Source organism: Streptomyces sp. XY431, from assembly GCF_001279805.1.
Taxonomy (GTDB): Bacteria; Actinomycetota; Actinomycetes; order Streptomycetales; family Streptomycetaceae; genus Kitasatospora; species Kitasatospora purpeofusca.
Window position 1 is genome coordinate 1 of record NZ_LGDO01000376.1, and the last position, 327, is coordinate 327.

Annotated in this window: 1 protein-coding gene; it reads left to right on the top strand. The window is 73.4% G+C overall.

Annotated features, from left to right (window positions below; translation table 11 throughout):
- Positions 1-327 (top strand): beta-ketoacyl synthase N-terminal-like domain-containing protein (locus ADK60_RS26705; RefSeq protein WP_199839768.1); only part of this gene is annotated, 327 nt, incomplete at both ends.

Here is a 327-nt window from a genome sequence, read left to right on the forward strand (position 1 = left end):
TCACCGTGGACACGGCGTGCTCGTCCTCGCTGGTGGCGCTGCACCTCGCGGTACGGGCGCTGCGGTCCGGCGAGTGCTCGCTGGCCCTGGCCGGCGGCGTCAACGTGATGTGCAGCCCCGAACTGTTCGTGGAGTTCAGCCGACAGGGCGGACTCGCCCCGGACGGCCGCTGCAAGTCCTTCGCCGCGGCGGCCGACGGCACGGCCTTCGGCGAAGGCACGGGGATGGTGCTGCTGGAGCGGCTGTCGGACGCGCGGCGCAACGGGCATCCGGTGCTGGCGGTGGTGCGTGGCTCGGCGGTGAACCAGGACGGTGCGAGCAACGGCC